Origin of the sequence: Streptomyces sp. NPDC002055 (assembly GCF_040296705.1) — a bacterium.
Lineage (GTDB): Bacteria > Actinomycetota > Actinomycetes > Streptomycetales > Streptomycetaceae > Streptomyces.
This window is the reverse complement of the sequence record NZ_JBEOXS010000012.1, coordinates 19,444-42,288: the sequence shown is the minus strand read 5'-3', so window position 1 is coordinate 42,288 and position 22,845 is coordinate 19,444. Positions and strand designations below refer to the sequence as shown.

The 22,845-nt window shown below is 73.4% G+C and carries 20 protein-coding genes and 2 pseudogenes; 5 read left to right on the top strand and 17 right to left on the bottom strand.

From position 1 onward, the window contains the following. Positions 1-143 precede the first annotated feature (143 nt). Entirely contained in the window at positions 144-1,835 is a 1,692-nt protein-coding gene (gene ctaD / locus ABT112_RS09655) for an aa3-type cytochrome oxidase subunit I (protein WP_351507436.1), read from the top strand. A gap of 232 nt (positions 1,836-2,067) precedes the next feature. On the opposite strand, the gene ABT112_RS09650 is transcribed toward ctaD, so the two are convergent. From ABT112_RS09650 to ABT112_RS35340, 4 genes and pseudogenes are all read right to left on the bottom strand, one after another. Continuing rightward, complete coding sequence (locus tag ABT112_RS09650) at positions 2,068-3,036, bottom strand: hypothetical protein (RefSeq protein WP_351507434.1); 969 nt, start codon at positions 3,034-3,036, stop codon at positions 2,068-2,070. Next, the gene (locus ABT112_RS09645) at positions 3,033-4,304 is read right to left on the bottom strand and encodes a glycosyltransferase family 4 protein (RefSeq protein ID WP_351507433.1); all 1,272 of its coding nucleotides are present in this window, start codon (positions 4,302-4,304) and stop codon (positions 3,033-3,035) included. The genes ABT112_RS09650 and ABT112_RS09645 overlap by 4 nt, the downstream gene beginning before the upstream one ends. 163 nt (positions 4,305-4,467) lie before the next feature. Then, positions 4,468-4,896, bottom strand: a pseudogene (locus ABT112_RS09640) (ABC transporter substrate-binding protein); the annotation flags it as partial. An 83-nt stretch (positions 4,897-4,979) separates the two neighbouring features. Further along, positions 4,980-5,342, bottom strand: coding sequence for a transglycosylase family protein (locus ABT112_RS35340; RefSeq protein WP_502975298.1), 363 nt, complete (start codon positions 5,340-5,342; stop codon positions 4,980-4,982). A gap of 279 nt (positions 5,343-5,621) precedes the next feature. Between ABT112_RS35340 and ABT112_RS09630 the strand changes: the two genes are divergently transcribed. Beyond that, the gene (locus ABT112_RS09630) at positions 5,622-6,569 is read left to right on the top strand and encodes a DUF8842 C-terminal domain-containing protein (RefSeq protein WP_351507431.1); all 948 of its coding nucleotides are present in this window, start codon (positions 5,622-5,624) and stop codon (positions 6,567-6,569) included. 212 nt (positions 6,570-6,781) lie between these two features. Then, a complete protein-coding gene (locus ABT112_RS09625; protein ID WP_351507429.1) occupies positions 6,782-7,090 on the top strand; it encodes a hypothetical protein in 309 nt (102 codons plus the stop codon). A gap of 111 nt (positions 7,091-7,201) precedes the next feature. On the opposite strand, the gene der is transcribed toward ABT112_RS09625, so the two are convergent. The 5 genes from der to aroH form a co-directional block, all read right to left on the bottom strand. Further along, complete coding sequence (der, locus tag ABT112_RS09620; protein ID WP_351507427.1) at positions 7,202-8,662, bottom strand: ribosome biogenesis GTPase Der; 1,461 nt, start codon at positions 8,660-8,662, stop codon at positions 7,202-7,204. 62 nt (positions 8,663-8,724) lie between these two features. Beyond that, entirely contained in the window at positions 8,725-9,312 is a 588-nt protein-coding gene (locus tag ABT112_RS09615) for a lysophospholipid acyltransferase family protein (protein ID WP_351507616.1), read from the bottom strand. 89 nt (positions 9,313-9,401) lie between these two features. Further along, positions 9,402-10,103 (bottom strand): (d)CMP kinase, encoded by a 702-nt coding sequence (gene cmk / locus ABT112_RS09610; RefSeq protein WP_502975297.1) that lies wholly within the window; start codon positions 10,101-10,103, stop codon positions 9,402-9,404. Between the two features lie 198 nt (positions 10,104-10,301). Next, complete coding sequence (locus tag ABT112_RS09605; RefSeq protein ID WP_351507424.1) at positions 10,302-11,387, bottom strand: prephenate dehydrogenase; 1,086 nt, start codon at positions 11,385-11,387, stop codon at positions 10,302-10,304. Continuing rightward, complete coding sequence (aroH, locus tag ABT112_RS09600) at positions 11,384-11,746, bottom strand: chorismate mutase (RefSeq protein ID WP_351507422.1); 363 nt, start codon at positions 11,744-11,746, stop codon at positions 11,384-11,386. The genes ABT112_RS09605 and aroH overlap by 4 nt, the downstream gene beginning before the upstream one ends. A gap of 187 nt (positions 11,747-11,933) precedes the next feature. Between aroH and ABT112_RS09595 the strand changes: the two genes are divergently transcribed. Continuing rightward, entirely contained in the window at positions 11,934-12,296 is a 363-nt protein-coding gene (locus ABT112_RS09595) for a DUF952 domain-containing protein (protein WP_351507420.1), read from the top strand. 7 nt (positions 12,297-12,303) lie between these two features. Beyond that, positions 12,304-12,480 (top strand): annotated as a pseudogene (locus ABT112_RS09590) (DNA polymerase beta superfamily protein); the annotation flags it as partial. A gap of 68 nt (positions 12,481-12,548) precedes the next feature. On the opposite strand, the gene ABT112_RS09585 reads toward ABT112_RS09590, so the two are convergent. The 8 genes from ABT112_RS09585 to ABT112_RS09550 form a co-directional block, all read right to left on the bottom strand. Next, the gene (locus tag ABT112_RS09585) at positions 12,549-13,577 is read right to left on the bottom strand and encodes an ADP-ribosylglycohydrolase family protein (RefSeq protein ID WP_502975296.1); all 1,029 of its coding nucleotides are present in this window, start codon (positions 13,575-13,577) and stop codon (positions 12,549-12,551) included. Positions 13,578-13,793: 216 nt separating this feature from the next. After that, the gene (locus tag ABT112_RS09580; RefSeq protein ID WP_351507415.1) at positions 13,794-14,825 is read right to left on the bottom strand and encodes a pseudouridine synthase; all 1,032 of its coding nucleotides are present in this window, start codon (positions 14,823-14,825) and stop codon (positions 13,794-13,796) included. Further along, positions 14,825-15,412, bottom strand: coding sequence for an SMC-Scp complex subunit ScpB (scpB, locus tag ABT112_RS09575; protein WP_351507614.1), 588 nt, complete (start codon positions 15,410-15,412; stop codon positions 14,825-14,827). The genes ABT112_RS09580 and scpB overlap by 1 nt, the downstream gene beginning before the upstream one ends. Before the next feature lie 326 nt (positions 15,413-15,738). Further along, entirely contained in the window at positions 15,739-17,226 is a 1,488-nt protein-coding gene (locus ABT112_RS09570) for a segregation and condensation protein A (RefSeq protein ID WP_351507413.1), read from the bottom strand. Positions 17,227-17,348: 122 nt separating this feature from the next. Beyond that, positions 17,349-17,948 (bottom strand): hypothetical protein, encoded by a 600-nt coding sequence (locus ABT112_RS09565; protein WP_351507410.1) that lies wholly within the window; start codon positions 17,946-17,948, stop codon positions 17,349-17,351. A 41-nt stretch (positions 17,949-17,989) separates the two neighbouring features. Further along, entirely contained in the window at positions 17,990-19,108 is a 1,119-nt protein-coding gene (locus ABT112_RS09560) for a ParA family protein (RefSeq protein ID WP_351507408.1), read from the bottom strand. Between the two features lie 389 nt (positions 19,109-19,497). Further along, entirely contained in the window at positions 19,498-20,613 is a 1,116-nt protein-coding gene (ald, locus tag ABT112_RS09555; protein ID WP_351507613.1) for an alanine dehydrogenase, read from the bottom strand. Between the two features lie 131 nt (positions 20,614-20,744). Continuing rightward, positions 20,745-22,826: a tetratricopeptide repeat protein gene (locus ABT112_RS09550; RefSeq protein ID WP_351507407.1), complete on the bottom strand. Its 2,082-nt coding sequence runs from the start codon at positions 22,824-22,826 to the stop codon at positions 20,745-20,747. Between the last annotated feature and the right edge of the window lie 19 nt (positions 22,827-22,845).

The window sequence follows — 22,845 nt, the reverse complement described above, 5'->3', positions numbered from 1 at the left end:
GGCAGGGGCCGGCCCGGTGGCTCCCGCCCGGTGGACCGGCGTTCCGCTGCGGCGTGCTGCCGGGCGAACCAGGCGAAGGGGGCATAACGTTCCCGTGGAGCGGCGGCCGGAGGGCCCGCGCCACGACGGGTGAAGGGGCGTTGATGAGCAGCCGGACCGAGGAGGCTAGCGCCGGCCCCGCACCGGTGCGGACACCCGGGCAGATCGCCGTCGACTGGCTGACCACCACCGACCACAAGAAGATCGGCCACCTCTACCTGATCACGTCGTTCGCCTTCTTCCTGGCGGGCGGCGTGCTGGCGCTGCTGATGCGCGCCGAGCTGGCCCGTCCGGGCCTGCAGATCGTCTCCAGCGAGCAGTTCAACCAGGCGTTCACCCTGCACGGCACGATCATGCTGCTGCTCTTCGCCACCCCGACGTTCGCCGGCTTCGCCAACGAGATCATGCCGCTCCAGATCGGCTCCCCCGATGTGGCCTTCCCCCGGCTGAACATGCTGTCGTACTGGCTGTTCCTGTTCGGCGGACTGATGGTGCTGGGCAGCCTGCTGACGCCGGACGGGGCCGCCGACTTCGGCTGGACGGCCTATGCCCCGCTGAACGGCTCCACCCGGTCGCCCGGCATCGGAGCCGACCTCTGGATCATGGGGCTGGCGCTGGCCGGGTTCGGCACGATCCTGGGGTCGGTCAACTTCATCACCACCATCATCTGCATGCGCGCCCCCGGCCTGACGATGTTCCGGATGTCGATCTTCACCTGGAACACCCTCTTCACCTCGATCCTGGTGCTGATGGCGTTCCCGGTGCTGGCGGCCGCACTGCTCTGCCTGGAGGCGGACCGCCGCTTCGGGGCGGTGATCTTCCAGCCGGAGAACGGCGGTGCGCTGCTGTGGCAGCACCTCTTCTGGTTCTTCGGCCACCCGGAGGTCTACATCATCGCGCTGCCCTTCTTCGGCATCATCACCGAGATCCTCCCGGTGTTCTCCCGCAAGCCGATCTTCGGGTACGTGACGCTCGTCGCCGCCACCATGGCGATCACCGGCCTGTCGGTGGTGGTGTGGGCGCATCACATGTTCGCGACGGGCGCGGTGCTGCTGCCCTTCTTCTCGCTGCTGTCCTTCCTCATCGCGGTCCCGACCGGCGTCAAGTTCTTCAACTGGTCCGGCACGATGTTCCGCGGCTCGCTGTCGTTCGAGACGCCGATGCTGTGGGCGGTCGGCTTCCTGGTGACCTTCCTGTTCGGCGGGCTCACCGGCGTCCTCCTGGCCTCCCCGCCGCTGGACTTCCACGTCACCGACAGCTACTTCGTGGTGGCGCACTTCCACTACACGGTCTTCGGCACGGTGGTCTTCGCGACGTTCGCCGGCTTCTACTTCTGGTGGCCGAAGTTCACCGGCCGGATGCTCGACGAACAGCTCGGGAAGATGCACTTCTGGACGCTGTTCATCGGCTTCCAGACGACGTTCCTGGTGCAGCACTGGCTGGGGGCCGAGGGGATGCCGCGCCGGTACTCCGACTACCTGGCGGCCGACGGCTTCACCGCCCTCAACACCGTCTCGACGATCGGGGCGTTCCTGCTCGGCCTGTCCACCCTGCCGTTCCTCCTCAACGTCTGGCAGACCTCGCGCGAGGGCCGCAAGGTGACGGTGGACGACCCGTGGGGGTACGGCAGGTCGCTGGAGTGGGCGACCGCGTGTCCGCCGCCCCGCCACAACTTCGTGACACTGCCGCGGATCCGCTCGGAGTCGCCCGCGTTCGATCTGCACCACCCCGAGGTGGCCGAACTGGAGGAGCCCCCGCGGGGCGGGGAGCGCGCGGTGGCCGAGTGGGAGAAATGAGACCGGCGGGCCACGGAGCGCGGACCGGTCCGAACGATGACCAGGCCGGTGACACCCGGCCCGGGTGCGGTCCGGGGCCGGTCCGGGGCCGGTGCGGTGCGGGCCCATGCGGTCCGGGGCCAGTGCTCGGGGCGCAGCGGGTCTCAGTGCCCGGCCCCCGCGGTGCCCGCCGGAATCGGGACGGGGCCGGAGCCGGCCCGGGGCAGCCGTGCGGGCCGCCCCGGACGGCGGATCACGCGGCGGCGGAGCCGTCCACGGGACCGATCCGTACGGACAGGTTGTTGTCCGCCGTGTAGTACGGGCCCACTTCGGCCGGGCCCTGCGGGGCGGTCACCGGCTGCGCCGGGTAGGTGAAGATGTGCTTCCTGTCCGGCACGTCGTCGAGGATCCGGGCGATCCGCACCGGCTCGGCGCCGGCGGTGGGGCGCAGCCACAGGTCCCAGCGGTCGGCGCCGCCCTCCCAGACCTCCGACAGCTCCTTGTAGGGAAGCGTGAAGGCGAGGTGCCGGTCGCAGCCCCCGCCGCGGACGGCGCTCTCCGCGCACGCGTCCGCCGTCCGCACCAGGGAGGGGTCCCGGCGGCAGCGGGCCTCGGCCGTGGCGTCCCGGCCCGCGGTCACGCCGTACAGCCGCACCTGGACGGTCAGCGCCCCGTCCGAGAGCAGGATCTCCCCGGCCTCGGCGTGCGGGGTCCGGTGCCAGCTGCGGACGGAGAGGTTGCCGTGCTTGGTCGCGTACGGGACGCGGACGGCCACCGAGGGCCGGTCCGGGTCGGGGCGCCGGTCGACGAGGGAGCGGAGGTCCAGGATGCCGGGGGCCAGCCGCGCCGGTTCGCCGCCGCCGAGGGCCACGGACGCGTCCCAGCGCCCCTCGGGCAGCGGCACGGTGCTGGGCAGCACGGCCCGCAGCCGGCTGTCGTTGGCGTGGACCAGGGGCAGCCGCACCTCGTCGGCGGCGCCGTCGCCGCGCCGCCGCAGGACCAGCGCGGCGTCCCAGCCCTCCGGGGCCGGTGCGCCCGCGGGCGCGGTGATGTCGAAGGTGAGACCGCCCGCGGAGTCCGCGATGCAGTCGGCGTCGGGGGTACCCGTGCCGAGGGTCACGGGAAGGACGGTCACGGCGATGGGCTCCTTCTCGGTGCGGGACTGGGGCTCTGCCGACCGGTCGGCAGCGGTGGGGGCGGGCGGTCCGGAGTCGGCGGTCATGCGGGGCTGCCTCTCCGCAGCGCGCCGCGGCTCGCGTCCCGGACGGCGTACGCGCCGCCGAGCAGCGCGCCCTGGGTGCGGTGCAGGGAGCCGCGCAGCCGGGTCCGGGCGCTGCCGCGGCCGCACTTGGCGACCAGGTCGGTGAAGAGCGACTCGTAGCGGCCGGCGACCCGGGAGGGGTCGAAGCGCGCCGAGCCGTGCAGGGCGGCGTGGCCCATGCGCTGCCGCTGCTCGTCGTCGTTGATGAGCTTCAGCAGTGCGGCGGCGACGGCGTCGGCGTTCCGCGGCGGCACCAGCAGCCCGTCGACCCCGTTGTCGATGATCTCGCCGGGCCCGTGCGGGCAGTCGGTGGAGACCACCGGCAGCCCGCAGCGCATCGCCTCCACGATGGTCATCCCGAAGGATTCGAGGCTGGAGGTGACCGCGGCGATCGACCCCTTGGCCCACTCGGGCTCGATGGGGTTGGCCGGGCCCATGAGGAACACGTGGTTGTAGAGGCCGAGCCGGTCGATCAGGGCGCGCAGCTTGTCCTTCTCGGCCCCGCCGCCGTAGATTCGCAGCCGCCAGTCGGGGCGTTCGGCGGCGACGGTGGCGAAGGCGCTGATGAGCAGGTCGTAGCGCTTGACCTTGGCGAGGCGCCCGGCAGCGACGACCCACTTGTGGGTGCCGTCGGCCGGCTCGACGGCCGGGGCGGGCACGCTGTTGGGCACCGCCTCGATCCGTACGCCGGGCAGCCGCATCCGCCCGCGGTAGGCGGTGGCGTCGGCCTCGGTGACGGTGGTGACGGCGTCGAGCCGCGGGTACAGGCCGCGCAACTCCTTGCGCAGGGCCTCCGAGTGGCTGTCGAGCGTCAGGTGCTCCTGGCCGACGCGGACCGGGCCGCGGCGGGCCTGCCGGGCGATGTGCACATTGATGCCGGGCCGGGTGCCGACGAGCACATCGGCGTCGACCGTCCGCAGATGGCGGGCGATGCGCTGGTCGGTGAGCTCGCTGTACTGCTGGTAGCGGCCTTCCGCCTGCGGGAAGACCCTCGCCGGTCGCCGGTGCTCGGGGCAGCCGCCCTCGTAGCCGTCGGTGTCCTTGCGGATGTCGACGAGATGGCTGAGCCGTACCTTCGCCCCCGGGTCGAACACCGGCTCGTCGCGGTGCCGGAAGACCGAGACGATCTCCACGTCGTGCTGTTCCGAGAGGGTCCGTGCCAGGTTGAACGTTGTACGGATGGTTCCGCCGATGCCGTACGCATTATGAATCAGGAATGAGATGTGCATCCGTCCCCGTATCCCACGCTTCCCTGCGGACAGCCCGTCTCGTCCGCCTACCGATTGGTAAGACCGCCCTTTCCGACTACGGGTTGGTCTCTATCACCGTCTCGTTCCAGAAGTGATGCGATATCGGTAGCGAAGATCGGGAACCCATTCGATTCCGCCCACATCAGGGCTTGTACGGAAGCTGTGGAACCATGAAGCAGTTGTCGGTCATTTCACCACCCTGAGTGGTCCAGCCGCCGGCGCCACCGCGGGCGTCATCACTCCAACGAGCGACGGACGGACAGGCCCGCCGGGTCTTCGGGGGTTCGGGCGACGGTGTGAACGACACCGGCAGCAGCAGCCCGCGCGCCGTGTACGGCGCGTGGCGCGTCATGAAGCGCTCGACGCAGGCGCGGGTGAGCCGGTCCCCGCAGGACCGGGCGGCGTCGGTGAACCACATGGCGGCGGCCCATCCCTCCAGTTGCCATGGCGACAGGGTGTCCCCGCCGGGTTGTCCGCGCATTGCGTCACGAAACGCGCGAACAGCGGATTGGCCGGTGTCGTCGTAGTTGCGGCTGGATCCTGTCGCCCAGAGGGCGTTGCGGCAGGCCGGCAGCACCGCCAGCAGCACCGTGAGAAGCACCGCCCACCGGCTCCGGTCAGCGACCTCATGGGGCGCTCACCGTGCAAGGCCCCCTAACCGAGCCCGGCCCGCCGGGAACAGCTCGGCCAGGCGCTCCAGCCCCGGGCCCGCACCACGGACTCGGCGACCCTGATCTGTTCGGAGCGGGTGGCGAGGTCGGCGCGCGGGGCGTACGCCCGGCCGCCGTGCGCCTCCCAGGTCTGCTGGCCGAACTGGAGCCCGCCGTAGTAGCCGTTGCCGGTGTTGGCGTCCCAGCGTCCGCTGCTCTCGCACTGCGCCAGCCGGTCCCAGGCCGCCGCCGGCGGACCGGTGCGGCTGCGGGGCGGGGCGGACTCGGCCCAGGCGGCCTGCGGCAGCGGCCCCAGCAGCGCGGCGAGCGTGACGACCATCGGTGTGACACCACGGATGTGCGACATGCCACACGCTACGCACGCCCGGACGCCGGGCCGGTGGAGCCGCGCCGGGCCGGCGGTTCGGGACCGACCCGGTCGGACCATCGGGCGGCGGGCGTTGCCCAGGTCCTGTCGTCGAGCTCCCGTCGTCCGCCCGCAGGCGGACCCCGCGGCGTCAAGTGGGCCGGATCCGCCCGGATTCGGCGTCCCCGCGTGCGTGACCCGGGCGGCAGATCACCCGTTGTCCTCTTATGAGCCGGGAGCTCCTCCCGGCGACCACCACCGAACATCGAGGAGCCCCCCGTGCCGCGCATGCTCGACGTCAGCGATGACGTACGTGCCGAGATCGGCGACGAAGAAGCCGATCGGCTGATCGCGGGCGAGAACGCCCCGGGCAGCTACGACTGCACCTCCTGCCGGACTCCCGGCGACACCGAGCAGGAGCGCACCAGCACGGTGCTGTTCGTCGGTGACGAGACGGCGGTGCTCGCCTTCGCCCACGCCGGCTGCATTCCCTCGCAGGTCGTCCCGGTCTCGGAGGACCAGTTGCAGGGCGCGGTGCGCAGCATCACCGGCGAGGGGGAGCCGGCCGACCACCACGCGCACGGGTACCCGGCGCACGCCGCGCCGTCCCACGCCGCCCATGCGTACCCCCCGCCGTCCCACGAGGCGCCCGCCCACGCCGCTCCCGCCCACGCCGCACCGGCCCACGCCGCTCCCGCCCACGCCGCACCGGCTCCGGCGTACGCCGTCCCGGAGGACCTGCAGGCGGCCCCGCGGCAGGCGGTGATCGGGGTGACCAGCGGGCTGATCCTGATCGACGACAGCCTGTACCCGGCCCTGGTGGTGGAGCCGACCACGCCGATCGCCCGCCCCGGCAGCGACGGCCCCGGCGACGACTTCCTGCCGCTCCTCATCGAGCAGGGCTTCATGCCGGTCACGGACGTCGAGCAGATCCCCGAGGTGCTGCCGGGCTGGTCCGTGCTGTTCGCCATGGGGCAGCTGCACGCGATCCTGCAGCCGTCGGCCACCGGCGGACGGCCGACGGCGTGGTGGCAGGCCCACCAGCCGCTGACCGTGACCGACGGCTGGCGGACGGCGGTCAACCGGATGTCGCGGGTCCTGCTCTTCGCCGCGCCGGTGGGCTCCATCGGCCAGCAGCCGCGCGAGGACCTGATGCGCGACGCCCTGGACCGGGCCGCCGCGGGCGGCGCGCTCGTCTCGGCGGTCATGCCGCTGGCGGGCACATGACCCGGCCTCCCTCGGGTGGTCCGGGGAGTGACGCGGAGTCCGCCCCGCAGGCCGCCGTCCGGCGGACCGGCTGGGGCACCGGCGCGCACCCGGTGCCGCGAACAGGCGGTTTCGCCGCTGCCCCGCATCCGTCCGGGCCCGAGGTCGTTGGCAGCTACGTGCACTCATACGACCCCGCCCCACGACCCCCGTACCAGCACCACATCCCCGGCATGCGCCCGCCGCACGAGACGCCGGCGCAGCAGTCGCCGACGCCGATCTACGACGCGCTGTACGCGGAGTACCGCCGGCAGTTCCGCGCGCTGCCCGGTGACCGCACGGGCGAGGAGGACCTGGGGTTCGCGCCGTTCAACACCGGGGGCCGGCGCCCGCCCCAGCACCGTGCTCCGGAGCACCGGGCGCCGGAGCAGCGCGGTTCGTGGGACCGGGTCCGGACCTGGGATCCGCAGCGGCCGAACCGCCCGGGGTTCCCCCCTGCGCTGCCGCCGGGGCAGCGCGACAACCGGAGGCACGGGCTGTAGCCGGCCCGGCCCCGGCCGTCGGGCGTCACGGCCCGGACCGCTCCCCGCGCGGTGCCGGCCGTCCCGACGGCACGGGGTGCGGCCGGCACGCCCGGGCGTGTGCTCCGCGGCCTACTTCTTCCGGCCGCGCTTCTCGCGGACCCGCACCGAGATGTGGATCGGGGTGCCCTCGAAGCCGAACTCCTCGCGCAGTCGCCGCTCGATGAAGCGCCGGTAGCCGTGCTCCAGGAAGCCGGAGGCGAAGAGGACGAACCGGGGCGGCTTGGTCCCGGCCTGGGTGCCGAAGAGGATGCGGGGCTGCTTGCCACCGCGGATCGGGTGCGGGTGGGAGGCGACGATCTCGCCGAGGAAGGCGTTGAGCCGGCCGGTGGGGATCCGGGTCTCCCAGCCGGCCAGGGCGGTCTCGATCGCCGGGACGAGCTTCTCCATGTGCCGCCCGGTGCGCGCCGAGACGTTGACCCGCGGCGCCCACTGGATCTGGACGAACTCGGTCTCGATCTCGCGCTCGAGGTAGTAGCGGCGCTCCTCGTCGAGGGTGTCCCACTTGTTGTACGCGATGACCAGCGCACGGCCTGCCTCGACGGCCATGGTGATGATCCGCTGGTCCTGGACGCTGATGGTCTCGCTCGCGTCGATCAGGACGACCGCGACCTCGGCCTTCTCGACCGCGGCGGCGGTGCGCAGCGAGGCGTAGTAGTCGGCGCCCTCCTGGAGGTGGACGCGGCGGCGGATACCGGCGGTGTCCACGAACTTCCAGGTCACGCCGCCGAGTTCGATCAGCTCGTCGACCGGGTCGCGGGTGGTGCCGGCCAGTTCGTCGACGACCACGCGGTCCTCCCGCGCGACCTTGTTGAGCAGCGAGGACTTGCCGACGTTGGGGCGGCCGATGAGCGCGATCCGGCGGGGGCCGCCGAGGCCCGCGCCGAAGGTCTGGGCGGGCGCCTCGGGGAGCGCGTCGAGGGCGGCGTCGAGCATGTCGCCGGTGCCGCGGCCGTGCAGCGCGGAGACCGGGTAGGGCTCGCCGAGTCCGAGCGACCACAGCATCGCGGCGTCGGCCTCGGCGTTGGGGCCGTCGACCTTGTTGGCGCAGAGCACCACGGGCTTGCCCGCCCGGCGCAGCAGCTTGACGACGGCCTCGTCGGTGTCGGTGGCACCGACCGTGGAGTCCACCACGAAGACCACCGCGTCGGCGGCCTCGATGGCGAACTCGGCCTGGGCGGCGACGGACGCGTCGATGCCGAGGACGTCCTGCTCCCAGCCGCCGGTGTCGACGACCTTGAAGCGGCGGCCCGCCCACTCGGCCTCGTAGGTGACCCGGTCGCGGGTGACGCCGGGGCGGTCCTCGACGACCGCCTCACGGCGGCCGATGATCCGGTTCACCAGAGTCGACTTGCCGACATTGGGACGGCCGACGACGGCGAGGACGGGCAGCGGGCCGTGGCCCGCCGCGGCGAGCTCGCTCTCGACCTCGTCCGGGTCGAAGCCCTCCTGCGCGGCGAGCTCCATGAACTCCGCGTACTCGGCGTCGCCAAGCTCACCGTGCTCGTCGCCGGTGGGGGTCTGGTCGTTCATGAAGTCTGTTCCTCGTCGTCCATCGTCCGGGCGGACCGGTCCGGTCCGTCCTCAAGTCTCGTCTAACGCCCGGTGGAAAGCCTGGCGTTTTTCAGGTGGGCGGTCAGCCGCTCCTGAATGCGCACGGTCGCCTCGTCGAGGGCCTTGCGCGTCCGCCTTCCGGTGCCGTCCCCGGCCTGGAACGCGTCACCGAAGACCACGTCCACCCGGCTGCGCAGCGGCGGCAGCCCCTGTATGAGCCGGCCGCGCCGGTCGGTGCTGCCGAGCACGGCCACCGGCACGATCGGTGCGCCGGAGCGCACCGCGAAGTAGGCGAGCCCGGCGCGCAGCGACGCGAAGTCGCCCTCGCCCCGGGTGCCCTCCGGGAAGATGCCCAGCACCCCGCCCCGCTCCAGCACACCCAGTGCGTGGGTGATGGCGGTGCGGTCGGCGGTCGTCCGGTCCACCTCGATCTGCCCGATGCCGCGCAGGAACGGATCGAGCGGGCCGGTGAACGCCTCTTTCTTGATCAGGAAGTGCACCGGCCGGGGGGCGGTGCCCATCAGCATCGGGCCGTCGATGTTGTGGGCGTGGTTGACCGCGAGGATCACGGGGCCGGTGGCGGGGACCCGCCAGGCGCCGAGTACCCGTGGCTTCCACAGCCCGTACATCAGGCCGATACCGATGCGGCGGCCGACCGCCGCGCCCCCGGGGCCGGGGGCCCCCGCCCCGGCGGGCGGGGAAACGGTGTCCTTGCGGGTCACGCGGTCCGCTTCTCCTCGATGAGCGTCACGACGCACTCGATGACCTGCTCGAGCGTGAGCTCGGTGGTGTCGACCTCGACCGCGTCGTCCGCCTTGGCCAGCGGCGAGGTCTTCCGGCCGGAGTCGGCCGCGTCCCGCTTGACCAGGGCGTCACGGGTGCTCGCCAGGTCGGTGGCCTCCTTGCCCTTGAGCTCGCCGCTGCGGCGGGCGGCACGGGCCTCGGGCGAGGCAGTGAGGAAGATCTTGAGGTCGGCGTCGGGGAGCACGGTGGTGCCGATGTCCCGGCCCTCGACGACGATGCCCCGCTCCGCGGCGGCCGCGGTGCTGCGCTGCAGCTCGGTGAGGCGGGCGCGGACCTCGGGCACGGCGCTGACTGCGCTGACCGCCCCGGTGACCTCCTGGGTGCGGATCGGGCCGACGGCGTCCGCGCCGTCCACCGCGATGGTGGGGGCGGCCGGGTCGGTGCCGGAGACGATCACGGGCTTCTCGGACGCGGTCGCGACGGCGGCGGCGTCGTGGATGTCGACGCCGTTGCTCAGCATCCACCAGGTGATCGCCCGGTACTGGGCGCCGGTGTCGAGGTAGCTCAGGCCGAGCTTGGCCGCGACGGCCTTCGACGTGCTCGACTTGCCCGTGCCGGAGGGGCCGTCGATGGCGACAATCACTGTTGCCGGTGCGGTCCGGGCGGCGGTTTCCACGGTGACGAACACCTTCCTCGTGCACGGGGCTGGATGAGCTGGGGAGCACCTGCCGGCGGTCGCCGGGGGCAGGTGGCCTTCGGACAAGGTTACTGGCTGGCGGCAGCGGCCCGTACCCGGCGTGGTACCGGCGGCCGGGAGCCCGCCGGGCGCGTCCGCGGGCGCCGGGCCCGTTCTCGGCGTGCCCGGCGGCGGAGCCTACTGCCGGAGCGACCAGCCCTGCTCGCGGAGGGCGGCGGTGAGCGCCGGCACCGCGGAGGGCTCGACCATCAGCTGGATCAGACCGGCCTGCTGGCCGGTGGCGTGCTCGATCCGGACGTCCTCGATGTTGACCCCGGCCCGGCCGGCGTCGGCGAAGATCCGGGCCAGCTCGCCCGGCTGGTCGCCGATGAGCACGGTGACGATCTCGTACACGGCCGGGGCGGCGCCGTGCTTGCCCGGCACCCGCTCGCGGCCGGCGTTGCCGCGGCGCAGCACGTCCTCGATGCCGGCGGCGCCGTCGCGCCGTTTGCTCTCGTCGGCCGCCTGGAGGGACCGCAGCGCCTGCACCGTCTCGTCCAGGTCCGCGGCGACCGCGGCGAGCACGTCGGCGACCGGGCCGGGGTTGGCGGACAGGATGTCGATCCACATCGCCGGGTCGGAGGCCGCGATCCGGGTCACGTCCCGGATGCCCTGGCCGCACAGCCGCACCGCGGTCTCGTCGGCGCCCTGGAGGCGGGCGGCGACCATGCTGGACAGCAGCTGCGGCGTGTGGGAGACGAGGGCGACGGCGCGGTCGTGCGCGTCGGCGTCCATGACCACGGGGACGGCCCGGCAGAGGGCGACGAGCTCCAGGGCGAGATTGAGCACCTCGGTGTCGGTGTCCCGGGTGGGGGTGAGCACCCAGGGCCGGCCCTCGAAGAGGTCGGCGGTGGCGGCGAGCGGCCCGGAGCGCTCCCGGCCGGCCATGGGATGGGTGCCCAGGTACTGGCGCAGGTCGCCGCCGAGGGACTCCAGCTCGCGGCGCGGCCCGCCCTTGACGCTGGCGACGTCCAGGTAGCCCCGGGCGACCCCGCGGCGCTGCGCGTCGGCGATGGTCGCGGCGATGTGCGCCGGGGGCACGGCGACGATCGCCAGGTCGACGGGGCCCTCGGGCTCCCTGTCGGTGCCGGCGCCGAGGGCGGCGGCGGTACGGGCCTGGGACGGATCGTGGTCCACGAGGTGGACGTGGACGCCACGGCCGGACAGGGCCAGGGCGGCGGAGGTGCCGATCAGGCCGGTGCCGATGACGACGGCGGTTCTCACTGGGCGATGTCCTTGCGGAGGGCGGCTGCGGCGCCGAGGTAGACGTGGGAGATCTGCGCTTTGGCGAGGCCGGTCTCGACGTGCGCCAGGAGGCGGACGACCCGGGGCATGGCGCCCTCGACGTCCAGCTCCCGGGCGCAGATCAGCGGCACGTCGACGATACCGATCCCGCGGGCGGCGGCGGCCGGGAAGTCGCTGTGCAGGTCGGGGGTGGCGGTGAACCAGATGCTGATCAGGTCCTCGGAGGTCAGGCCGTTGCGCTCCAGGACGGCGGTGAGGAGCTCACCGACCTGCTCGTGCATGTGGGCGGACTCGTCCCGCTCCAGCTGGACCGCCCCCCGGACCGCTCGTACCGCCACGTCCTCTGCTCCTCCGCGCTCGCGCCTGCCGGTTGCTCGGATGACCAGCCTAGCCAGCCGGGGCCGGGTGCCGCGGCGGTGGCCGCCCCACGAGACGCCGGGCCCGTCTGTCTCCGGGGCCCGGCCCGATGGACATTCCGGGCGGGCGAGAGTGGGAGACGGCATCCGGTCGGGTAGAACGTTGCGCATGATCTTCCATGTGGTGCCGCTGGACGACTGGCTCGCCGTGCCGGACCGCCCGTACGCCCCTCCGACGCTCGGTGAGGAGGGGTTCATCCACTGCTCCCCCGACGAGGCCACCTCGCTCGCCGTCGCGGACGCCTTCTTCCGCGACGCCGTCGGCCCGCTGATGGTGCTGCTGATCGACGAGCAGCTGCTGGACGCCCCGGTCCGCTGGGAGCCCGCCACGTTCCCGCCGCCGCCGGGCAGCGGGCCGGGCGTGCTCTTCCCGCATGTGTACGGCCACATCAACCGGACCGCGGTGGCCGGGATGCTGGAGGTCCGGCGGGGCGCGGAGGGCCGGGCGACCGGCCTCGCCCTCTGGTCATGACCATGCCCTGACACAATCGGGGGATGCCGCACCCTCCCCGGCCCCGGACGTCCTGGTCCGCGACCACACCGTCCACTCCTGTGTGATGGGATCGCGCGCCTTCGGGCTCGCCACCGAGGGGAGTGACACCGACCGGCGCGGGGTGTTCGTCGCGCCGACGCCCCTCTTCTGGTGGTTCGAGAAGGGCGGTGCCGTCCGGCGGCGGGCCCGCCGCGTCCGCCGGGCCGCCGGGTACCGCTCCGTCGGCCATGGTCACACCTCCCAGGCCGCGCCGAGGGCCAGCAGGTCACCGCGGTACTCGATGCGCTCGGCCCACTCCCGGGGCCAGGCGTCCGCCCCCAGGTGAGCCCCCGCGAAGGCGCCCGCCAGGCAGGCGATCGAGTCGGAGTCACCCGCGGTGCAGGCGGCCCGGCGCAGCGCGGTGAGCGGCTCGTCGGGGAAGAGCAGGAAGCACAGCAGACCGGTCGCGAGGGCCTCCTCGGCGATCCAGCCCGCCCCGGTGGCGTCGCAGGGGTCGGCCTCGGGGTCGGGGTGCCGCAGCGCCTCGTCCAGCCGGTCGAGGACGGCGAGGCACTCGTCCCAGCCCCGGGTGATGAAGTCGACGGCCGACGGCGCCTGGGCGTGCTGCCAGAGGTCGCCGAGCCAGCGCTCGTGGTAGGCGGCCCGGTTGTCCCGGGCGTACGCGCGCAGCGCGGCCGGCAGCCGGGCGGGCGCGGTGCCCTCGGCGAGGAGCCGTACCGCGTGCGCGGTGAGGTCGCTCGCGGCGAGCGCGGTGGGGTGGCCGTGGGTGAGGGCGGCCTGCAACTGGGCGGCGCCGGCGCGCTGTTCGTCGCTCAGGCCCGGGACCACACCGACCGGGGCCACCCGCATGTTCGCGCCGCAGCCCTTGGATCCGGTCCGGCTGGCCCGCTGCCACGGCAGGGCGCGGTCCTCGAGCAGGGCGCAGGCGCTCAGACAGGTGTTGCCGGGGGCGCGGTTGTTGTCGGGCGAGCGGTTCCAGCGGATGAACTCCTCGCGCACCGGCGGTTCGAGCGTGCCGGGGGCCAGGGGCCCGTGCTCCATGGCGGTGCGTATGCCCCGGCCGAGGGCGATCGTCATCTGGGTGTCGTCGGTGACGACGGCGGGGGCCGGCAGCCGCATCTCCCGCCAGGGGCCGCACTTGGCGAGAATCGAGGGGACGTTGTTGAACTCGGTCGGGAAGCCCAGGGCATCCCCGAGGGCGAGGCCGATCAGGGAGCCGGTAGCGGTGAGTGGCACGAGTGGGAGTCCTTCCGGTGGCATCGGAAGGACGAGCGTAGTGAGTTGATCACCGGGGCTGCCTCCCGGTTCCCGGAAATCCGGGGTGACCGGCAGCTCCCGCGGCCGTTTCCGGAAAGCCGGCCGCGATGGGGCGGGGCCGGCCGCGATGGGGCGGGCGACGGAAACGCCCGCCCCCGATGCGGGAACGGGCGTTCCGGTCGTGTCCGCCGTGCCGGGCCACGCGGCGGTCGGGACCTTCTAGAGGTCGACCTCGCGCATCAGCATGCCGACCTCGGTGTTGGTCAGCCGGCGCAGCCAGCCGGACTTCTGGTCGCCCAGCGGGATCGGGCCGAAGCTGGTGCGGACGAGCCGGTCCACCGGGAAGCCGGCCTCGGCGAGCATCCGGCGGACGATGTGCTTGCGGCCCTCGTGCAGCGTGACCTCGACCAGGTAGTTCTTCCCGGTGTTCTCCACGACCCGGAAGTGGTCGGCGCGGGCGTAGCCGTCCTCGAGCTCGATGCCGTTCTTCAGCTGCTTGCCGAGGTCGCGCGGCAGGGGGCCCTGGATCGCGGCGAGGTAGGTCTTCTTCACGCCGTACCGGGGGTGGGTGAGGCGGTGGGAGAGCTCACCGTGGTTGGTGAGCAGGATGATGCCCTCGGTCTCGGTGTCGAGACGCCCCACGTGGAAGAGCCGGGTCTCCCGGTTGGTGACGTAGTCCCCGAGGCACTGGCGGCCGTCCGGGTCCTCCATGGTGGAGACGACGCCGGCCGGCTTGTTGAGCGCGAAGAACAGGTACGACTGGGTGGCCACGGTCAGCCCGTCGACCTTGACCTCGTCCTTCTCCGGATCGACCCGGAGGCCCTGCTCGGTGACGATCTTCCCGTTGACCTCGACGCGGTGCTGCTCGATCAGCTCCTCGCAGGCGCGGCGCGATCCCATGCCGGCGCGGGCGAGGACCTTCTGCAGCCGCTCGCCCTCCTGCTCACCGAAGGTCTTGGGCAGCTTGAGCTGCGGCTTGCTGTGCCGGGCCCGGTTGCGCTCCTCGATCTGGGCGTCGAGCTCCCGCGGGCGGGCCGGTACGGGCTTGCGGCCGCGGTTGCCGGTCGGCTTGTTGCTCGGCTTGGACCGCGGGACGCCGCCGGGCTTGTTCGCACCGGACTGGCCGGTGTTGCCGACGTCGTAGCGGCGCTCCTCCGGCCGGGGGGTGCCGGTGCGCTTCTTGTCACCGCGCTTGCCGCCGCCCGCACCGCGAGGGTTCCGGTTGCCGCTGTTCCTGTCGCTGCTTCGCATCAAGGTTCCGTTGTCGAGTGGGTACTGTCTGCATCGTCCGGTGCATCCGGGTCGAACGACGGAACCCCTTCCAGGGAATCCGCCTCGACGGCGTCCACCTCCGGAAGAAACGGGGCGAGCTGGGGCAACTCGTCCAGGCCGCGCAGGCCCATCCGCTCCATGAAGTAGTTCGTCGTCCTGTACAGGATCGCACCTGTTTCGGGTTCCGTCCCCGCCTCCTCCACCAGACTTCGCTGGAGCAGGGTGCGCATCACGCCGTCGCAGTTCACTCCGCGCACGGCGGAGACCCGGGACCGGCTGACCGGTTGACGGTACGCGACCACGGCCAGGGTCTCCAACGCGGCCTGGGTCAGCCGGGCCTGCTGGCCGTCGAGGACGAAGCTCTCGACGGCCGCCGCGTACTCGGGCCGGGTGTAGAACCGCCAGCCGCCCGCGACCAGCCGCAGGTCGAAGCCCCGGCCCTGGGTCGCGTAGTCGTCGGACAGCTCGCGCAGCGCGTCGGCGACGGCCCGGCGCGGCCGCTCCAGGACCTTGGCCAGGTGTTCCTCGGTCGCGGGCTCGTCGACGACCATGAGGACGGCCTCCAGCGCGGGCTTGAGGTCGAGCCCGGCGACGGCCGAGGCCCCGGCGGGCCGCTCCGCCTCCTCCGGCCCGTCCCCCTCCCGGCCGGCCCCCTCCGGCGCGTCCGGCTCCGCCGGCCCATGCGGCTCCGCAGGCCCATGCGGCTCCGCAGGCCCGTCCGGTTCCGCCGGCCCGTCCGGTTCCGCCGGCCGCTCCGGCCACTGCGCGTCCGGCGGTGACGGCCGGGGGTGCTCCTCCCCCGGCTGCCGCACCCCGGCGGGCCGCTCCAGCGACCGCGGCGACCCGGAGTGCCGCGGTTCGGGCAGCGACACCTCGCGGGCCCTGTCCTCGCTCATGACTGCTCCTTCTGCCGGCTGTCGCCCCCGCCGGACGGGTCCACCGGGGGCTGGTCGAACTCGTCCGTGACGATCGGCTGCTCCCCGTCGCCGCCGGTCCAGCGGACCATGAGCGAGCCGAGCGCCTCCTCCTGGTCCAGGACGACCGCCCGTTCGCGGTAGAGCTCCAGGAGCGCCAGGAAGCGGGCCACGACGGTGAGGGTGTCGGGGGCGTCCTCGGTGAGCGCGTGGAAGCTCGCCTCGCCGAACTCGCGCAACCGGGCGATCATCACCTGGCCCTGCTCACGGACGCTGACCAGGGGCGCGTGGATGTGGTCGACGTACACCTGCGGCTTGGCCCTGGGCTGCATCGCCTTCACCGCGAGCTGCGCGAACCCTTCGGCGCCGATGCTGATGACGACCTCGGGCAGCAGCTCCGCGTGGTGCGGTTCGAGACCCACGGTCCGCGGGTACCGCCGGGCCTCGGCGGTCAGGCGCTCCTGGAAGATCTCCGCGATCTCCTTGTACGCGCGGTACTGCAGCAGCCGGGCGAACAGCAGGTCGCGGGCCTCCAGCAGCGCCAGGTCCGCTTCGTCCTCCACCTCCGCGGCGGGCAGCAGCCGGGCGGCCTTGAGGTCGAGCAGGGTGGCGGCGACGACCAGGAACTCGGTGGTCTGGTCGAGGTCCCAGTCCGGTCCCATGGCCCGGATGTGGGCCATGAACTCGTCCGTGACCTTGGAGAGGGCGACCTCGGTGACATCGAGCTTGTGCTTGGAGATCAGTTGGAGGAGGAGGTCGAAGGGCCCCTCGAAGTTGGCGAGCCGGACGGTGAACCGGCCCGTGGCCTCCTCGCCCCGGGCTTCCCCTTCGGAGCCCCGGGCTCTCCCTTCGGAAGCGCCACCGGCCGCCGCGCCGGGGTCCGCACCGGCCGCGTCCGCCGGGGCACCGGCCGGATCCGGAGCGCCGTCGGCACCGTCGGCACCGTCGGGCGCATCCGGAGCGCGGCCCGCGCCGTCGAGCGCACCGGCCGCATCGGCCGGATCCGGAGCGCCGGCTGCGCCACCGGGCCCGTCGGCAGCGTCCGGGGGCATATCGGCCGCGTCCCCCGGCACCACGTCGGGCGCGCCGCCGCCCGAGGCCCCCGGGAGAGCGGGCTCCGTGGCGGACGGGACCGGCGCGGGAACGGCCTCAGCGCCCGGCGCGGGAACGGCTTCAGCGCCGGGAGCAGAAGCGGGACCGGCCTCAGCACCCGGAGCGGGACCGGCCTCTGGGCCCGGAGCTGGAGCGACCCCTGCGTCCGGCGCGGGAACGGCCTCGGCGTCCGGCGCGGGCGCCGGAGCAGGCACGACGGCGGAAGCGGTGACGGCCGGCTCCGCAGTGGACGGCTCCGTGGTGGACGGCTCCGTGGCGGCCGGCTCCGTGGCGGACAGTGCCGTACCGGGGCCTCGGCCCAAGGAGCGGCGGGAAGCACGCGGCTTCGGCGCGGGTTCGTCGTTCGTCGGCATTGCGGTCCACGGTGCTGGAGGTCCCCGGCCGGAAGCCGGGCGCGGGTCCCCGGTACCAGGGCTCGGCCCGCGACACCGCAGGCTATCCTCCCCGCCCTACCGGGTGGTGGACCGCAACCTGCTCAGCGCCCGCGCAGCCGGCGGACCAGGATGCTCGCGTCGCCCCGCGACTCCAGGTCGGCGAGGACGACCGCCACCGCCTCGCGGACGATCCGGCCGCGGTCCACGGCCAGCCCGTGTTCGCCGCGCAGCACCAGCCGGGCGTGCTCCAGATCCATGAGCTCCTCGGCGGAGACATAGACGGTGATCTTCTCGTCGTGGCGCTCCCGGCCACTGGGGCGGCGGTTCGCCGTACGGGCGCGCCGCCGGGGCTGGCCGCCGGCGGCGGCTCCCGGAGCGGGGGCGGTCCGGTCGGCCGGAGCCGCCGCGGCCGCCCGGTGGGCGGGGGCCGTGCCCTCCTGCCCGGGGCGGCCGGCCGGACGGGCGGTCTGCGCCGGACTCCGCCCGTCGGCCTTCCGGGGGTCCTCGTCCTGCTCGCGTCCGGAGTGCTCCGCGGTGTCCGGGCCCGCGGGCGCGTCGGCGCCCGCGCCGGATGCCGCTCGGCCCTCGCCCGACGGCGCCTGCGCCGCCGGGTCCGGCTCGCCGGCCGGAGCCGGCACACGGGGGGTCCCGGAGGACTCCCCGTGGCTGTGCTGGCGGGGGGAGGACGGCTGCAGTGCCATCCCCCCGGTGGTACGGAACAGTTCGTCGGCCCCCGGAAGACTCACTCGGCGTGGCACCGGGCGAGCACCTCCCTGGCGAGCTGGCGATATGCGGCGGCGCCCACGGAGTTGGAGGCGTACGTGGTGATGGGCTCGCCCGCGACCGTGGTCTCGGGGAAGCGAACGGTCCGGCCGATCACGGTGTGGTAGACGTGGTCGTCGAACGCCTCGACCACCCGCGCCAGGACCTCGCGGCTGTGCACCGTACGGGAGTCGTACATGGTGGCGAGGATGCCGTCGAGCTCCAGCTCCGGGTTGAGCCGCTCCTGGACCTTCTCGATCGTCTCGGTCAGCAGCGCCACACCGCGGAGCGCGAAGAACTCGCACTCCAGGGGCACGATCACCTTGTGCGCCGCGGTGAGCGCGTTGACGGTGAGCAGACCCAGCGAGGGCTGACAGTCGATCACGATGTAGTCGTAGTCGGCCAGCAGCGGCTTCAACGCCCGCTGGAGGGTGGACTCGCGGGCCACCTCGCTGACCAACTGCACCTCGGCCGCTGACAAATCGATATTGCTGGGCAGCAGGTCCATGTTGGGGACGGCCGTCTTGAGGAGGACGTCGTCGGCCGACATGCCCCGCTCCATGAGCAGGTTGTAGACCGTCAGGTCCAGCTCCATCGGGTTGACTCCGAGCCCCACGGACAGTGCACCCTGGGGGTCGAAGTCGACCAGCAGCACCCGCCGGCCGTACTCCGCGAGCGCGGCGCCCAGATTGATGGTCGAGGTCGTCTTGCCGACCCCGCCCTTCTGGTTGCACATCGCGATGATCTTGGCGGGGCCGTGATCGTTCAGCGGACCCGGGATCGGGAAGTACGGCAGGGGGCGGCCCGTCGGGCCGATGCGCTCCCGGCGCTGCCGGGCAGCGTCCGGGGCGAGCGTCGCCGCGTACTCCGGGTCGGGCTCGTACTCCGCGTCGGGGTCGTAGAAGTGCCCCTCGGGCAGGTCGTCGTAGTCGGCGAGACGTGTGGCGGGGTCTGTACCGCCCTGGTCGCCGGCCATGGCGTTCACGTGATGGCCGTCCATGCTCTGATGGGCTGTCGTGATCTGGCGGGCTGCGAAGGTGTGGACAGCGACGGAGCCGACAGCCTCGAGCCCCGAGGGACCCTGGCCACGCGCAGCCATTCCTGGCTGACCACCCCCGGGAGTAAATGTCGACTCATTCACAAGTCGTCTTACCTCCTTGGATGTGACCAGGAAAATTTATCGATAGGTCAGCGTGACACCATGCCGACGGTTGGCGACTCTATGGCGTGTCGACGGTTCACAGCAACACAATCCACCGGACCCGGCGTCATGTGTCGGCAACCGAACCCCCCGATGTCAAGGGCGTATGGACCTCTCCCCGAACTTTTCCGACTGTGCGAATCGGTTAAAGGGTTACGTTCGAGGCGAGTTGACAGACGTTTTCGGGCATGCCGAACGCGTCCGGCCGGACCTTGAGCGACAAGGTCCGGCCCGGCACGCGGTATTGGCGATGTTGACGGCGTCCGTTGACGCCGCCGGGTGGCGACTCAGCCGAGCAGCGTGCTCAGCTCGACGGACGGCAGGGAGTGCGCCTCGGCGACGGGGCCGTAAACGACCTGTCCGTCATGGGTGTTGAGGCCCTTGGCCAGCGCGGCGTCCCGGCGCAGCGCCTCCTGCCAGCCGCGGTTCGCCAGCTCGACGATGTACGGCAGCGTGGCGTTGGTCAGCGCGTGGGTGGAGGTGTTCGGCACCGCGCCCGGCATGTTGGCGACGCAGTAGAAGACCGAGTTGTGGACCTGGAAGGTCGGCTCGGCGTGCGTGGTGGGACGCGAGTCCTCGAAGCAGCCGCCCTGGTCGATCGCAATGTCGACAAGAACACTTCCAGGCTTCATCCGCGACACGAGCTCGTTGGTGACCAGCTTCGGGGCCTTGGCACCCGGGATGAGCACCGCGCCGATGACGAGGTCGGCGTCGAGGACGGCCCGCTCCAGCTCGTAGGCGTTGGAGACGATGGTCTGGATCTTCGTGCCGAAGATCTTGTCGGCCTCACGCAGCTTGTTGATGTCCTTGTCCAGCAGCGTGACGTGGAAGCCCATGCCGATGGCGATCTGCGCGGCGTTCCAGCCGGAGACACCGCCGCCGATGACGACGGCACGGCCGGAGTGCACGCCCGGGACGCCGCCCGGCAGGACACCGCGGCCGCCGGCGAAGCGCATCAGGTGGTAGGCGCCGACCTGCGGGGCGATCCGGCCCGCGACCTCGGACATCGGGGCGAGCAGCGGCAGCGCGCGGGTGGCGGTCTCGACCGTCTCGTAGGCGATCGCGGTGGTGCCGGACTCGAGCAGCGCGTCGGTGCACGCGCGGGACGCGGCGAGGTGCAGGTAGGTGAAGAGCGTCTGGTCCTTGCGGAGCCGGTGGTACTCCTCGGCGATCGGCTCCTTGACCTTCAGCAGCAGGTCGGCCGTGGCCCAGACCTCGTCGGCGGTGGGCAGGATGCCCGCGCCGGCGGCGACGTACTCCTCGTCCGGGATGGAGGAGCCAAGGCCGGCGCCCTGCTCCACGAAGACCTGGTGGCCGTTACGGACGAGCTCGAGCACGCCGGCCGGGGTGATGGCCACGCGGAACTCGTTGTTCTTGACCTCGCGGGGGATGCCGACCTTCACGTCGATCACGGTCCTTGAATGAGGGGATCAGGTACAAACCCCAGCATGCGACTGCATACCGGATGGCACCGCTCCTGTGGCGGCGCAACCAGTCTATTGAAGGATGTCTCGCTGTCTAGCCTTTCAAAGCATCAATCTCGCGTGGAACCGCCACGGATTTCGTAGGCGGTACCGGCGGTATCGCTTAGCAACCGATCGGCCGCGTCCCGTTGCAGCCGGGCGGCGGCCGGGTCACCGAGCCGTTCGAGGGTGCCGGCGGTCCGCAGCAGCAGGGCCGCCTGGAGCCGCTCGTCACCGGCGCGCCGCGCCCAGGTCAGCGCCTCCTCGCAGGTCCGCAGGGCCTCCTCGGGCCGCTCCGCGCACTCCTGCACCCGGGCCATCTCGCCGAGGGCCCGGGCATGGCCCCGTGCGTCGTGCAGCCTGCGGTGCACCGCCGCGGCGGCCCGCCACTGGCGCAGCGCCTCGCCCCAGCGGCCGGCGTGGCCGTGCACCGCCGCGAGCCGCCCGTAGAGCCGCGCCTCCTCGGCCAGGTCGCCGCGGGAGAGCCACAGGGCGAGGGCCCGCCCGTACCAGTCCGCGGCCCGCGTCCAGTCCCCCAGCGCCTCGTACGTCCCGGCCAGCGACTCCAGGGCGCGGACGGTGAGCAGCGGGTCGCCCGCCGCGCGCGCCGCCTCCAGAGCGCCGCGGTAGCGGCCCAGGGCGTCCCCGGACCGGCCCGCGGCCGTGTCGAGGTCGGCCAGGTTGAGCAGCGCCGCCGCCTGTTCCGGCCGCGACCCCCGCCGCTCGGCCACGGCCAGCACGAGCCGGTGCAGGGGATAGAGGTCGGGGGCGGCGCCCCGCTCGCCCCGGTGGGCGATCAGGGCGCGGGACAGGGCGGAGACCAACCGCCGCGCCTGGGTGAGGGATTCGCCGTCCGCCGCGGCCGATTCGGCGGCGGCCAGCAGGACCGGGAAGCGGGAGTCGAGCCACTCCCCGGCCACGGCGGGGGACGGGAAACGCAGCTCCCGCGACAGCGCCGCCAGCCGCTTCCGGGCGGGCGAGCCGGCCGGCTCGGTCACCGCCCGGCAGGACTGCAGCTGCCGTACGGTCCGCTCCAGCATCCGGGCCCGCGCCAGCTGGATCTCGGCCGGCTTCTCCTCCGCCTCGAGCGCGGCCCGCAGCAGCGGGGCGAGAGCGCCCGGCACCCGGTACCGCGACGGCAGGGGGCCGCTGTCCTCGGGCGGCCGCAGCAGCCCGTGGGCGGCGAAGCCCTCCAGCGCGGCCTGCGCGGCGGACGGCGAACTCCCGGCCAGCGCCGACGCGATGTGCGCGTCGACGACGCCGGCGGGGGCGAGCGCCAGCAGGCGCAGCAGCCGGGCGGCGGACGGCGGCAGGGAGGTGTGGACCAGTTGGAAGGCCCGCGCCAGCGGCCAGGTCCCGGGGGCGACCGGCGGGGCGGACCCCAGCGGGAGGTCGCGCAGCCGCTGGATCGCGTCGGCGACCGAGGTGCGGGGCCGGGCGGCGAGCCAGCCGCCCACCAGCATCAGCGCCGCCGGCTGCCCCGCGCACTCCTCGACCAGGGCGTCGGCGGAGCGCGGATCGACGGTGATCCGCACCGGGCCGGTGTACCGGGCGAGGAGTGCGACCCCGGTGTGCGGGTCGAGCCCGCCCAGGGTGCAGGGCCGGACGTCGGGGACTCCGGTGAGCGGGCCCTCCGAGGTGGCCAGCACCAGGCAGTCCGGAGCGTCGGGGATCAGTTCGAGGAGTTCCTCCGGCTGTCGGACGTCGTCGAGGAGCAGGAGCGCCGCGCGGCCGGCGAGGGCGCTGCGCAGCGCCTCGGTCAGCTCGTCGTCCGGCGCTCCGGGGACGGCGGTCACGTCCAGCGCTCCGAGCAGGTCGCGGGCGACGCGGCCGAGGGGCACGGGCTGTCCGTCCGGCGTGGTGAACCGGGCGCGCAGCACGCCGTCGGGGTACTCCGGCGCCGCGCGCCGGGCGAACTCCTCGGCGAGCGCGGTCCGTCCGGAACCGGGGCGGCCCGCGACGAGCAGCACCCGGGCCCGCGCGCCCTTGCGTCCGGAGAGGGTGTCCAGCCCGGTCCGGGCGATGTCGTCGCGCAGGGACTTGAGTTCGCGGGCGCGTCCGAGGAAGCCGGTGCCGGTGGTGTCCGCGGTGGTGGTGCGGGCCGGGGCGGCCGTTCTCGCGCGCCCGCCGGTGTCCACCGCCTGATCCGTCACGGGCGTGCTCCCTTCCCCT

Bases quoted from the DNA above. Each gene is read 5' to 3' on its own strand.
- ctaD (WP_351507436.1), top strand. From the start codon at position 144: ATGAGCAGCCGGACCGAGGAGGCTAGCGCCGGCCCCGCACCGGTGCGG.
- ABT112_RS09650 (WP_351507434.1), bottom strand. From the start codon at position 3,036: ATGACCGCCGACTCCGGACCGCCCGCCCCCACCGCTGCCGACCGGTCG.
- ABT112_RS09645 (WP_351507433.1), bottom strand. From the start codon at position 4,304: ATGCACATCTCATTCCTGATTCATAATGCGTACGGCATCGGCGGAACC.
- ABT112_RS35340 (WP_502975298.1), bottom strand. From the start codon at position 5,342: ATGTCGCACATCCGTGGTGTCACACCGATGGTCGTCACGCTCGCCGCG.
- ABT112_RS09625 (WP_351507429.1), top strand. From the start codon at position 6,782: ATGCGCCCGCCGCACGAGACGCCGGCGCAGCAGTCGCCGACGCCGATC.
- der (WP_351507427.1), bottom strand. From the start codon at position 8,662: ATGAACGACCAGACCCCCACCGGCGACGAGCACGGTGAGCTTGGCGAC.
- ABT112_RS09615 (WP_351507616.1), bottom strand. From the start codon at position 9,312: ATGTACGGGCTGTGGAAGCCACGGGTACTCGGCGCCTGGCGGGTCCCC.
- ABT112_RS09595 (WP_351507420.1), top strand. From the start codon at position 11,934: ATGATCTTCCATGTGGTGCCGCTGGACGACTGGCTCGCCGTGCCGGAC.
- ABT112_RS09585 (WP_502975296.1), bottom strand. From the start codon at position 13,577: ATGCCACCGGAAGGACTCCCACTCGTGCCACTCACCGCTACCGGCTCC.
- ABT112_RS09580 (WP_351507415.1), bottom strand. From the start codon at position 14,825: ATGCGAAGCAGCGACAGGAACAGCGGCAACCGGAACCCTCGCGGTGCG.
- ABT112_RS09570 (WP_351507413.1), bottom strand. From the start codon at position 17,226: ATGCCGACGAACGACGAACCCGCGCCGAAGCCGCGTGCTTCCCGCCGC.
- ABT112_RS09565 (WP_351507410.1), bottom strand. From the start codon at position 17,948: ATGGCACTGCAGCCGTCCTCCCCCCGCCAGCACAGCCACGGGGAGTCC.
- ABT112_RS09560 (WP_351507408.1), bottom strand. From the start codon at position 19,108: ATGGCTGCGCGTGGCCAGGGTCCCTCGGGGCTCGAGGCTGTCGGCTCC.